Genomic DNA, 13,298 nt, shown 5'->3' with positions numbered 1-13,298 from the left:
ACCAAATTAATATTATATACTTTATTAATATAATGTTTTATAAATATATTATTCTTGAAGTGCTTTATACAAATCTATTTCATTATCTGCATTACTATTTCTCCTTAAATGACTAATAGCTTTGTTCGGCTTATTTTTATATCCATACTTATCTATCACTAGTGCTAAAGCACCCGACACTTTAGGTGTTGCTAATGAATTACCAAAGTTATAATAGTATCCTCCCTGAGGATGTGCAACAAGGATAGCTTCTTTTTTGAACATTTCATCTCTCATCCATACATCTGTACCAAATTTATTTAACAACTTAATATCACCACCAGGGGCAGTAAAATCTATTGTATTCTTTCCATAATTTGAATATGAAGAAATTTCTTTATCCGGTCCTGTTGAAGCAACAGAAATAACATTAGCTAACTGAGCAGGTATATTTTCTACTGTTCCAATCGCTGTTCTCCCTTTATCTTTTATTTGATTATTCAAAAATTCTAACAGTTCGCTATTGTTATTTAAATTTATTGAATCATTTCCTAAAGCACTAACAACAATACTTCCTTTTTTATTTGCATAATTAATAGCTTTTTTATAAGCTTTAATTTCAGAACTATTATTATCGCCATCATCAGAATATTTTCCGTTTTTCAATAGATATGAGCCTGCACTTATATTAATAACATCATTTTCGTCTTTTGCAGCCTCAATAATTCCTTTAATTATCCAAGTTGTATCTGCTGAACTCTTTCCAAATACTCTATACAAATTAACAGGTATGCCGGGTGCTACCCCTTTCATTAATCCATCAGCATTTATCTGACTTAGAACACCTGTTCCATGCCCTGTTAAATCTGTTAATTGATCTATATTTCCTGTTTCCGCTGGCTCGTTTCCTTTGTATCCACCCTTTGGTACAAGATTTTTAGATTTTCCCATGGAAATACTTTTAAAATCCGGATGATTTTCTGGGTAACCTGAATCGATAAGAGCTACAGATACCTTACCTGATGGGGAGTGAAGTTTATAACTCTCTCCATTATGGGTAATTCTCCTCATATCCCATTGTATGTCCCATATAGATTCATTACCTAATATTTTTTCATCATTAATGTTGGCGGCGTATGTTTTAATCCCTTCATTAGATTCATTAATCTCATCAATACTCTCCGAACCAATAGTAGATATAACCTTAGCCTTTTCCCCCTCAATTTGAATTAACTTAACTTCTGGTATAGAATAAACAACTTTTTGTTCCTCTTTGTTCAACTTATTTACAATAGCATTAAAGTCTGCATTATCTTTTATAAGGACAGAGTAATATTCCCTTTCTTTTGCTTCGATGTTATTTGGCACAAAACTAACTAGTAATATAATACTAAGCATAATCAGAAAATATTTTTTGAAAATATTCATTTTTCCCTCCTATTGTTATTTTTCGCAAAATAACTCTTGTTAATAAATTATTTTATATAACTTATAATACTAAGCTTTTTTAGTATGTACTCATGTATCCCTAGTTTTTGATACTTCCATAAATTCTCTCCATTCCTGATACCCTAAGCTTTCCATACTTAGACCTACCATGCTTTCTTTTAAGTTTCTCATATCGTACCCTTATTTTTTAACAAAAATGTAATATTATGTTCACTAATGACCCCTCAAACAGATTATATGTTCTTTTTACAATTTTTTCAATCTCTTTTTCAGAAAATACGAATAAATAAATATATGATGTCTGTTTTTGTGACAGGTAGAAATGTAAGTATTTTCTATTTTAAAAATAAGAATGAATCTCAAACATGTTCGGATTCATTCTTTACCATTTCTTTAATAATAAATAATTTTATAAAACACCTTGAATAATACATAATTGGTTTATTTTGTATTATTCCCCTTTTTCGGTGGATGGGCACAGAAACCCTTAAAACAAATGAAAAAATTCTCCAAGATCTTTTTGAAAATATGTATTTTCTTTATATACAAAATAATTATTATATAACCTATTTTTTATTCACTATTCTTCTACTTTTCCATTACAATCTCAACCTTCATACTATGAAACCATATATATCCTTCACCTTTCAGAGTTAATCCTACAGATAAATTCTTGATATCATTAGGAATATCTAAAATTATCGCATATTCTTTCCAGCATTCTATTTCATTCACAGGATTGCAATCCAATGATTTAATTTCCCATAAATCATTGGAGCTTTTACCTCTAATCCATAAATCTGCAGATTTTCGAATTGATTTAGTCATAATCAGACCTGACAGCTTAATCTTTTTCCCAGAATACAACGTTCTATTTAAAAAACAAAATACTACACCATATCCTTCTATGCTTTGTATCGAATGCAAATAATGAATAATTGGATTTCCCTCTTCACTACTAGGAATATTATAGAAAAAATAATTACTAGGCGTTTTTCCTCCGAGCATCCATTCAGTTAAATAACCACTATGCATAACAGTAATCCCCCTAAATATTGAGTTTATCTTTACAATATCATTAACTTCATATATTTTTTTGATTTTTTTTGCTAATATTAGTTTGAAATACTAAAATAAATATAACTTTTTTCAATTTCATCAAATCATATTTACCATACAAAAATAATAGAAGTTAGTAACGTTTTATTAAATAACAAATTTAAGCTATTTCAATACAAGTGATCTTTTTCTACGTTTCTTTCCCTTTATTCACGATTCCACAAAAATCCAATTCAACATATCTGCAAATGGGATACCTACGTTATCCTTCCATTTTATATATTCTTCTGTAGAGTAAATAATAATCTAATGCTTTGTGTCATCAGTTAATCCCTTTACTTTATTTGCTATATATCAACTTGTGAAACTTCTAACGTTAGCAAAAAGAATTCTAGTATAAAATAAAGTACAAAAATAGTTTGTAAAAAAGTTGAAAAAAACCAATAATAAACTATTATTTTATTATATCATTATTTAAAAGGAGGCTATAATATGTTTTTTATATTTGAGCAATTAGATTATTGGCTCTCTCTGGATATCTTATATTTCAATATATTTACTGCAATCACAGGGGGGATATGGATAATATCATTTATTCTATTAATACTCCTTAAAAGACAAATTAAAAATGAGGAAAATGTAAAAATCAATTCAAAGATAACTAATTATATGTATACCTCACTAATCCTCTTATTAGGATTCTCTGTTTTTTTTATGCCAGCTAATACCATATACTTTAAACAGTATATAATGATGATGATGGCTATCTCACTTGCTATTGGTGCAATATCTAAGATATATTTAATAAAAAGAGCTAGTTAAAAGCATTACATATATTGATGAAATTCTAATTCAAAAGCCCTTTATTTAAGAATAGAGGGCTTTCGGCTTATCAAATTTCAAGTTAAAAATTTTTACGCGATATAAATTCCAAATTTAACATACTAAAAATTTACGTACATAGTAACTCTTACATTTCATTTTATTTAAATTGAAATTTTTCTTGATTCTAATTTTCTATAGTATTGAGAATAAAAACCATTACCTCTCAATAAATCCTCATGATTTCCTGATTCTATAATCTCTCCTTCATCCAATACCACAATAATATCAGAGTTAATAAGAGATGTGAGTCTGTGTGAAATCACAATCCGAGTGCAGTTAATACTTGATAGATAATTATCAATTTCTTTTTCATTTAAATGATCTAATGAACTAGTTGCCTCATCTAAAACCAAAATAGATGGTTTATGTACTAATGCCCTTGCTATTGCTAGGCGTTGCCGCTGTCCTCCAGAAATATTCATTCCTAATTCAGAAATAATAGTATTATATTTCATAGGCATTTGCATAATTTCATCATGAATTTTAGCAATTTTTGCAGCTTCAATTATGTCTTCCATTGAGGCATCTGGTTGATGTAATGCAATATTATCTTTAATTGAACGATTAAAAAGACTTACATCTTGAGGGACAACTCCTATATTTTTTCGAAATGACTCTTTATCAATATCCAGTAAATGATGCCCATCATAATATACATTTCCTTGTGTCGGTTCATATAAACCTAGAATTAATCTAGATAAAGTGCTTTTTCCAGCACCAGATTTTCCAATTAAAGCAACTTTCTGTCCTGGCTTAATCTTTAAATTTATATTTTTTAAAATATACTCTTGATGTTTATTATATTTTAAATAGACATTTTCTAAAGTCACTTCACCTTGTAACTCTTTTAAGTATATAGGGTTCTTTGGCATATGTTCTGGTTGAGCCTCTAAAACATCGTGAACTCTCCGTAAGTAAGAGTCCGTTAATAAAAATGAATTAAAAGTATCTACAATTGAACCTGTTAAATTAAAAAACTGTGTTGATAGTGCATGGAAGGCAATCAGAGCTCCTAAAGTTATTTCTCCTGAAAAAACAAGTTTAGCCCCTATCCAGAGTACCACTAGTGGTCCAGATAATTTTAAAATGTTATTTACAGTAGTAATATAGTTTAAAGTCTTACCTTTCTCTCGATATGCCAGTAATAATTTATCGAATAACTTTTCCCATGAGTTATACATTGACTTTTCTGTTCCTGCAGTTTTCACACCAAAAATTCCATATAATAACTCAGTCTGAAAGGATTGGACACTTGTTGCATGGGTTATTTCATCTTGATTCTTTTGATATAGTACACTTTTACTAAAGAACACTAGAAGTATACTTAACAAGCTGATTATTATTACCCAAGCTGTCATTAAAATTGATTGATTAATCATATAAATTAAAATTATTATAATTAAACCAATATCCAATGCTCCCATAATAAGTTGGCTAGACAAGATGTCTCTTATACTCCGCAAACCATTTGCTCTAAATATTAAATCTCCAAATGATCTTAATTGAAAAAAATTATACGGTAGTTTTAAAAGATGTTTAAAAAAATGAGTCATCATTTTTTTATCAAGAAAGTTATTCAAGGTAATAAGAAGTGATCCCCTAATTAACGCTATACCTGATTGAAATAGCACTAAGAAAACAATTCCTATTATCAAAAAAGACAACAAATCTTCTCTTGATGGCATTATAATTTTGTCAATAACCCTTTGTATTAACATTGGAATCCCTAATGTAAATAGCTGTAATACAATTGCAGTTATTACTACATTAATTAATAACTTTGGTTTATCTAATAATAACTTTAAAAAAGGCTTCCATATACTTTTTTGTTTTCTTCTTTTAAAACTTTCATCTGGTGTACAAGTAAGAATGTATCCAGTAAAAAGCTTATCAAATTCATTTTCCGTTAACTTTTTTCTTCCACCAGAAGGATCAATAATAAAAAAATTCCCATTTTTAAACTTCTCCAAAACAACAAAATGTTTATGATCCCAAAAAAGGATAATAGGTTCTTGAATGTGTATAAGTTTTTTCATGTTTACTTTATGCCAATCCGCTTTGAACCCTAAATTTCTTGCTAACTCTCTCATTTGATGTAAGGAGGTCCCATCTCTGCCGTTACCAGCTGCTTCTCGTAATTCATATAAAGAAAAATAACTTTTATAGTATGAAGAAATCATAGCCATACAACAAATTCCGCACTCAGTTTGCTGCATTTGTTCTATAAAAGGAACTTTTCGTTTATGCTTTATACTATAATTATTCATTGATTCCAGTCCTTTTATGAAGGTAATTCTAAATTTAGTATTGAAGGAATATCATTATTCCAAAGTCTTAATAGTTCAAATCCTATGCCTGATAATCCTAGCATAAACCCATACATTTCAGATTTTTTATCAATACCATTCATCCACTTTAATTTTTTACCTTGTTCTAAAACGCCAAATCCTATACTTAAGACTTCAGTTAATAATTGTATATTATTTTGTTCTTTAGCTATTGTTAACAAAATATCTATATTTCCTAAATCTCCATGACATAAACAATGATTAAACTTAAATCCATTCTTTAAAGTAGCTTTAATTGCAATTCTAAGATCTTCAGTTAATTGTTCCCTTTGTTCTTGAGGGTTCATATTCAACTGCAAGATATTATGACGTGCTAATGCTATACCTGGTGCCCCATGACACCAATAATAAGATCCAGTTTTATTTTTCACTTGAGGCCTCAAATCAAGCCAATTTTGATATTGCTTATCGAATAAATTATTTTCATATCTTATTAATTTATTAGCTAATTTTATAAATTTCTCGTCTTTTGTTATATGTCCTAATGACATTAAAGGCCATGCATACCCTGAAGCACCATGCGAAAAACCAGTTAATAACTTGTCTATTTCTCCTGGAACAGATAACTCTTCAACTATATATTCTCCTAATTTAATAGCAATTGAAAGTGCTTGTTCGTTAGAGAATTTTTCGTATATACGTAGACATACTAGAATTACTCCTGCCTCTCCAGTAAGATAGTCATGTACTTTATTTGTTTGATTTAGTTCCTCTAGAAGATTCAAATTCTCTACTACTACATCATAATATTTAGGATCATCCCATAACAAATGAAAATAAGCGGCAGTGTATAGTATCGAACCAATTCCAGTAAATGCAGAGGGATTTTTAAATCTCTTGTGATTAAATTTAGCTGTTTTATAAGCGTAATCAAAAATATCTTCAGACAATATTTTTAAAGATTTATCATTTATTTCTGAAGCTAACTGGCCAAAAAATACTGCTAATCCAGAAAATCCATCATAAATCCCCTCATCTAATGGGCCCAAAGTAATACCATTGCCCTCAATATTTTTCCCCATAGATAAAGCAAAACGATTTATTTCTCTTTCGGATGATAATGGTCTTAAATGATTTGAAATTTCTTCACCTATGTTTAAAGACTCTTCTAAGAAATCTTGAGATTTAACACCAGCTATTTTTTCTGGATTAGGTTTAATAACCGCTTCTCCTCTATCCTTATTTAATGTAGATAAAGACATTCGTATATATCTGCTTTGTCGTCGACAATCATTTAAACTAAGCTTCATACAACGTTCTAATACTAATTCTAAACTACTTTTATCATAAAAGTCTTTAATAATATTCCCTTTACTATTTATTAAATCCTTGCTATTAAATTTAAAAGTGAAGTATGGAACATCTTGATTCAAAAGGTCATTACATTCACTATTAACAAATTTAATATATTTACTTTCATTTTTAACATCTCCCCATAAAATATCAAACAATTTATTCCTATTAAGGCCATCTTGTAAGTATTCTGGATGCTTTCCACAAACTAGGAAATTTACATATAGATTTGTATTTCTAAACACATGGCGAATTTCATCATTTTCAAATTTATAAATAGGACCTTGTTTAGAAGCTAATTCTTCTTTATTACGAAGGAAAAAAGTGTATAACGTTTGAAAACCCTCTTCTATAACATCAATATACTCATATGAACCAACTGATATATTAGATAAAACAGGGAGATTTTCTTTTTTTTCAGCCTTCACAGGTATTTCCTTTAACCGAATTTCATCAGTATTTTCATTAGCAATTGTATAATTTTTAGAAAACTCAGCCAGTTCACCTTCTTCTAGAACTCCTAATGCACTAAAATCTAAATCCATACCTTTACGTTTGACAAAATTAAATGGTAACATAGCAGAACCTAAAATTGATTCCGTATAGTCCGAAACGCCATCGCCAAATTTAGTATCAATGTTTTGGAAATTAATCACATTATCAAATAAAGTTTCTAAGTCTATTAAGATCGGGTGTGCTCCATTTGCAATTAAATTTTCATAATGAAAATCTTTTGATCGTAATAAATATAAGAGTGCTAAATATCCACCTTGTCGATAGTAAAATTGCTCCACTTCTTTCACGTTTTCACAAGGTTTATGTTTAATAAATTCTTGCCAACCATATGTATTATAATTTTTTGTTTTTGGCCCTTTAAATTCAAATGTTGTCTCTTTAAAATTTATCCATTCAAGTAAATCATTAAAATGCTCATCAACGCTCATAGAACGTGGTTTATATACCAACTTCTCACCATTCTCATACTCAAATAGCATAACACTTCTGCCATTTTTATGAGAATCTCCATTATTACCTTCTATATTTTTCAAAATTAAACCATCAATATGAAAATCAATCTTTATAGAAGAAAAATCATTTATATAACGGGATAGCGCCTCAATATATGAAGCAACGAAATTTTCAGTTTTTTCGATTAATAACCTTGTTAAAACCGGATATGCTAGTAATATGTCGATAACAAAATCATTATCCTTAAGCATTATTTCGTTGAAATACTTATAACGAGAATACTTATCTTCCCCTTTAAGCTCTCCTAATTTTTTTGATATATGTATTTCTTTGATTAAAACCTTTAATGATAGCTCACTTAGTTCACGCGCTAGTGCTGAAAGTATAGATTTACGTATTGAAAACCATTCTATTAATTCGGAATTGGTAATATTAACTTCTTTTAATAATAGTTTATCTCCATAAGCTAAAAAGGGTATTACAAAGCTATTAAAAGGAAGTGCTTTACTAAACTCCCCATATTCTGCAGAAGTGGTTTGTTCTTTTAATACATTTAATAAAGTATTAATCCAGTGCATTGCACTATTATCTAAATAAAATTCTTTTGCATTAAAAATGCTTACAAAATTATTAAGGGTTAAATTAAGTTCTTTCAAACGATTAGAGAACATTTCTTCTGAGAATTTACCTGAATTTATCCATGTTTTTATTTGTGAAGATTCTATATCAATACTTTCTTCTATTTTATTTCTAATCATTCTTTCATGAATAAAGGACCCATATTTTAATTGTTCTTGATCTAACTTAATTGCTTTGCTCATAGGTTTTTCCTCCTTAAATACTGAAAAAATCCTTAGTTATAAGGATTTTTTCAGTATTTTTTACACAATAAATATTTTACTTAGAGACATTTACTACTACAAGCCGTAGTAGGACATTGTGCAGCTGAAGCAATAGTGAATATAGCACAGCCCCAAGTAGTGTATGGGGTTACTTCACCACTAGCTCCTGATAATTCAACTAGTTCTGCTTCATCAACTTTTCCAATTGATTCGTCAAAATTAAATTGTTCTCTTAATTGTTTCTTAGTTAGTTTCTTTTGTAAATTCATAATAAACATCTCCTTTAGCACTTTATACTGTTTGGGTAACAACTATGGTTTCCAATTTCTAAAGTAAAGCAAAACGTAATAGAATGAAAAATACCATAAGGTTCTACATTACTAGTTCCAGCTCCAGCCATTTCCTTAAGTTCTGATTCTTTAACTTTACCAATCTGATCTCTGGAAACTTCAATATCTTTCCTAAGGTCATCTCTTTTCATTTCAACCTACCTCCTTTTCTGTATTATTCTCTTAAAATACTATACAAAAAAATAGGATAAAACAACCATTTTTTTAATTTTATTACATTAATTATAATATTTGACAATTCAAGAATACTGGTTTACTGTTTATTATGATGTTAACATATTTTACTAAATTGAGGAGTGTTTATCGTGAGAAAATATAATATTATCCAAAATTGGAAGAATCCAATGAAAAAAACAGAAGTTGGTACTATTGAAAATCCTGTAGGAAATATTTTTGAAGAAATAAGCGATACTGATCTTCAAATGGCAGGGGGCGAAGATGCAAGTAACTACTCTCTAATTATTGATATTGATCGAATGAGTAAAATCTTAGGAAATAAAGGGCGTATCTGCACGTACACATTAGAATGTACAGCTGGCTGTAACTTAAATCCTAATAAAAAATAATACTAATAATACATAATAGAAGTGTAAAATATTAGTAATCACTCTCATATTTATACACACTAGAGTGTACAATTAGGTGTTATTTAATCTACTAAATAATTATATGTTAAGGGCCGTTATTATTATCGGTCCTTATTTTACAATGAGGATGATTTAATTGAGAAACATATTAAAACATAGTTCTTATTTTAGTGAACGATTTTTAACAAATAATGAATTAAAAAAAATACAGATTTAGAATTATATTGGAGTAAATTTTTTCAAAACAATAGAAGGACATTAGAAGAAGCTTTGGCTAGTACTTCAAATATTCCATTGCAAGATTTAAACAATTACTTTCATGGAGATTTTTCATTTGAAATAGATAATATATATATCGATTTTGCAGAGAAATATTTCCAAAAAATAGATGAGAAATTATCTTTAGAAAATGCGAATTCCATATTAAGTGGCTATTCACTTCCTTTTTCTACATTTTTCACTCCATTTATAGCACTTGCTATATCAGAATTAAAAGATAAAAATATTATGTATAAGGAATTTCTTGAAAATCCAATATGCGCCTTGATAGAAAAATTATTCCAAATTAGTCATAAGGTCCTTATTCTTGAAATCAATGTTTCACGGGTACTAAATGCGAATGAGGAATTAAATACAGAAGAAAGATATAACATTTTTGTTCAAGAAAAACTTAAAGATAAATCTTATTTAAAAAATCTCTTCAATGAATACCCTGTACTATTCCGTTTATTACTACAATCTATAAACGAGTGGGTAGAATACATTTCAGAAATTATAGAGAATACTTTACAAAATAAATTAGATTTACAGCGAGTATTTAATAATGGGAATGAGTTAGGAGAAATTAAAGAAATTAAATTTGGTTTAGGTGATTTTCACAATGGGAAATGTGTAGCCTCAATAGAATTTAATTGTGGGAAAATATGTATTTACAAACCCCGTTCCTTAGCTATAGATAAGGAATATAATGAATTGGTTAAATTTTTTAATGCAGAGAAAACCACAAAATATCCCTTTTTTGAAATGAAAATATTCGAAAAGGACCATTATGGATGGACAGAATTCATCGAACATTTAGGGTGTACTAATGAATCAAAGGTAAAAGAATTCTATGTGCGCTCAGGTAATCTACTAGGATTGCTATATATCTTAAATGCTACGGATTTTCATCATGAAAATATTATTGCACATTCCGAATACCCAGTTCCTATAGATTTAGAATCATTATTACATCAGGATGTTTTTGAATTTAATGAAAATGGAACTGATAAGAGGGCCGTAGAAAAGGCGAATATACTCATTAAAAACTCTGTACATTCAATAGGAATGCTACCTCATCAAATATTTCTAGAAAAAGGAAAGAAAAAAGGGATAGATTTAAGTGGAATGAGTGTAAAATCCGAGATGCTTTCTTCATACAAAATCCAAAAAATAACTAATTTAAATTCAGATTTTATAAAGATAGATCAGGATTTTTATAAGCTAACACCAGAAAAGAACAACCCATACATCAATGAAAAAGAGCTGAAAAATTCTAATTATCTAAAAGAAATTGATTATGGTTTTTGTGAATTTTATAAGTGGGCTATGAATCATAAAGACACTTTGAAAGAGAGATTAGAAATATTTGGTAATTTAGAGAGCCGATTTATAATCCGAGCTACAAACCAATATAGCCGTTTATTAACTCAAAGCTTTCATCCTGATCTTTTAAGAAATGGCTTGGCACGTGATTTATTTTTACATAGAGTTAATATCAATAAACCTCAAAAGAAGGATATAAATAAAGTTATACGGAAAGAAAAAAATGATTTATTAAATAGCAATATTCCTTATTTCTTTACAAAAGCAAATGAAACAAATCTTTATATTGATGAGTTTAATAAAATCAATCAATATTTTCAAAAAAGTGTTATGCAAATAATTCAAACAAAAATTAACAAATTGTCTGAAGAAGATCTATCATTACAACTAAATATTATTGATATGTCTATAATTGCTGGTGATTATGAATATTTACATGAAAATGTCGATAGTAATTCGCTTAAAATTAATAATTCATTACTATCCAAAAATGATTATCTTTGTCAAGCTATAGAAATTGGTGAATACATTTTATCCAAATCTATAAAAGGAACAATCAATGGTCTTGATGATTGTTGTTGGATTAGCACAGTCTTTAACGGCAGTGAAGAGAATGATTGGAGTATTGGTCCTACAGGGGTGGACTTGTATAACGGAAATGCTGGTATAGCAATATTTTTCGCATATCTATCTAAATTAACAAACCGAGATGTTTTTAAAAAAGCTAGTTATATCGCATTAAATTCTATTCGAGAAACACTAAAAAATAACTTGAGTGATTTTGAAAATCTTGGTGCTTTTGATGGTTGGACCGGTGGACTTTACAGTATGTATATTGTCGCTGATTGTTGGAATGATAGAGAATTAGCAGAAGAAGTGCATAACGGCATAGATTTAATAAATAACAAATTAGAAAGTATTGAAGAGAATGATGTAATTAGTGGACTTGCTGGAATATTAGGGATACTTTTATCAATATACCAAACAAAGGGCTATACAAACGCTTTAAGAGGAGCTGAAATATGTGCCAATAAAATAGTTAATAACGTTATTGCAAATAAGAATTCTAACTATTGGCAGTCACCCCATGATAAAATAGCATATACAGGATTTGCTCATGGTAGCTCTGGCATTATAGCCATGCTAGCAAGGTTATACGCAATTAATAAAAATCCTCAATTACTAGATGTTATAAGGAAAGGCTTAGCTTTCGAAAGAAATCATTATGATTCTTCCGAAAATAATTGGAAAAGGTCATCGACTGAGGATACCATTCAATATTCATGGTGTCATGGTGCTCCAGGGATACTCTTAAATCGATTAATTTTAAAAAATATTGGTTATACAGATCATTTAATTGATGGGGAAATTGAAATCGCAATTAATACAGTCTTAAAAAAAGGAGTGGTAAGCAATCATTCCCTCTGTCATGGTAATTTCGGACAAATAGAAATTTTAAAAACAGCATGTCAATTAACTAAAACTGGACAACTTGCCGCTCAAATAAAAAATATACTTGATTATGTACTACATGATATGAGAATAAAAGGACTGGAGAATTTAAACATAAAAAAAGAAACACAAGGTCTAATGAACGGATTAGCTGGATATGGATATGGCTTACTATCGCAATCTACAGCTATAAAACTTCCTTCTATGCTAATGTTAGGTCCTGTATAAATTAAATAAAATTCCTACACATCATAGGAAAACGGATGAAATTTATAATATTTATAACTTTTAAAATTTCACTCTAATTTTTAATAACAAATTATTTCTATATCTGAAAAAGAACTTGTAGTGGTAGAACCCCATGCCCATCAAGCTAACAGAACAGGTTGCCCCAAAACGAAAATTTCATCTTTTCATAGGTCTGCATGGGAATTTAGTTCATTTTTTTCGTTTTGGGGTAACAATTAATTTCTTAAGTTGATAGCCATGTGGCGCTACCCC

Annotated in this window: 9 protein-coding genes; 3 read left to right on the top strand and 6 right to left on the bottom strand. The window is 28.9% G+C overall.

What is annotated here, in order from left to right:
- Positions 1-48: 48 nt before the first annotated feature.
- Both HMPREF1014_RS24260 and HMPREF1014_RS24255 read right to left on the bottom strand, forming a co-directional pair.
- Positions 49-1,407: a S8 family peptidase gene (locus HMPREF1014_RS24260; RefSeq protein WP_001019997.1), complete on the bottom strand. Its 1,359-nt coding sequence runs from the start codon at positions 1,405-1,407 to the stop codon at positions 49-51.
- Between the two features lie 609 nt (positions 1,408-2,016).
- Entirely contained in the window at positions 2,017-2,463 is a 447-nt protein-coding gene (locus tag HMPREF1014_RS24255; protein WP_000555590.1) for a hypothetical protein, read from the bottom strand.
- Positions 2,464-2,979: 516 nt separating this feature from the next.
- On the opposite strand from HMPREF1014_RS24255, the gene HMPREF1014_RS24250 reads away from it, so the two are divergent.
- Complete coding sequence (locus HMPREF1014_RS24250) at positions 2,980-3,309, top strand: hypothetical protein (RefSeq protein ID WP_000465091.1); 330 nt, start codon at positions 2,980-2,982, stop codon at positions 3,307-3,309.
- Positions 3,310-3,473: 164 nt separating this feature from the next.
- Here HMPREF1014_RS24250 and HMPREF1014_RS24245 read toward each other — a convergent pair whose 3' ends face one another.
- From HMPREF1014_RS24245 to HMPREF1014_RS24230, 4 genes are all read right to left on the bottom strand, one after another.
- The gene (locus HMPREF1014_RS24245) at positions 3,474-5,639 is read right to left on the bottom strand and encodes a peptidase domain-containing ABC transporter (protein ID WP_001067397.1); all 2,166 of its coding nucleotides are present in this window, start codon (positions 5,637-5,639) and stop codon (positions 3,474-3,476) included.
- A gap of 14 nt (positions 5,640-5,653) precedes the next feature.
- A complete protein-coding gene (locus HMPREF1014_RS24240; protein WP_000030111.1) occupies positions 5,654-8,803 on the bottom strand; it encodes a type 2 lanthipeptide synthetase LanM family protein in 3,150 nt (1,049 codons plus the stop codon).
- Positions 8,804-8,883: 80 nt separating this feature from the next.
- On the bottom strand, positions 8,884-9,093 hold the full coding sequence (locus HMPREF1014_RS24235) for a class II lanthipeptide, LchA2/BrtA2 family (protein WP_001053206.1): 210 nt from the start codon (positions 9,091-9,093) through the stop codon (positions 8,884-8,886).
- A 14-nt stretch (positions 9,094-9,107) separates the two neighbouring features.
- Positions 9,108-9,305: a hypothetical protein gene (locus tag HMPREF1014_RS24230; RefSeq protein WP_000817350.1), complete on the bottom strand. Its 198-nt coding sequence runs from the start codon at positions 9,303-9,305 to the stop codon at positions 9,108-9,110.
- 174 nt (positions 9,306-9,479) lie between these two features.
- On the opposite strand from HMPREF1014_RS24230, the gene HMPREF1014_RS24225 reads away from it, so the two are divergent.
- Positions 9,480-9,740 (top strand): plantaricin C family lantibiotic, encoded by a 261-nt coding sequence (locus tag HMPREF1014_RS24225; protein ID WP_001233918.1) that lies wholly within the window; start codon positions 9,480-9,482, stop codon positions 9,738-9,740.
- A 291-nt stretch (positions 9,741-10,031) separates the two neighbouring features.
- Positions 10,032-13,025 (top strand): type 2 lanthipeptide synthetase LanM family protein, encoded by a 2,994-nt coding sequence (locus HMPREF1014_RS24220; RefSeq protein ID WP_009327552.1) that lies wholly within the window; start codon positions 10,032-10,034, stop codon positions 13,023-13,025.
- The last annotated feature ends 273 nt before the right edge of the window (positions 13,026-13,298 follow it).

It is taken from the genome of Bacillus sp. 7_6_55CFAA_CT2, assembly GCF_000238655.1.
Taxonomy (GTDB): domain Bacteria; phylum Bacillota; class Bacilli; order Bacillales; family Bacillaceae_G; genus Bacillus_A; species Bacillus_A cereus.
This window is presented reverse-complemented; position numbering and strand designations above follow the sequence as displayed.